The following is a 296-nucleotide window of genomic DNA, read 5'->3' on the forward strand; positions in this document are numbered from 1 at the left end:
CCGCCAAACGCATTCCGACCCGCAGCATCCTCCAAATTCTCCTCTGCCTTGTGAAGACCCTCCTCAACCTTGTGCTCGGCCTCGCCAATCGCATGAAGAACCTCGCCCGGCGCCTCCTCAAGCGCGATCCGCTTGGCCTCCTCGGCAACACCCTCATCAAGACCATCGGCAAGATCCGCAGCCGAAGGCTCCGAAGACCCGTCAGAAACCGCCGGCGCTGATCCCCCGACCTGCTCGCTAAACCGCGAGAAAAACTCCTCGGCCATCTTGCGCGCCGTGGAATCAATCAAACGGCT

Annotated in this window: 1 pseudogene; it reads right to left on the reverse strand. The window is 61.5% G+C overall.

The features are described 5' to 3' along the window. Window positions 1-266: pseudogene (locus Q0835_RS30240) on the reverse strand (carbon monoxide dehydrogenase); the annotation flags it as partial. Window positions 267-296: the final 30 nt, after the last annotated feature.

The sequence above is a fragment of the uncultured Roseibium sp. genome (assembly GCF_947499295.1).
Lineage (GTDB): Bacteria > Pseudomonadota > Alphaproteobacteria > Rhizobiales > Stappiaceae > Roseibium.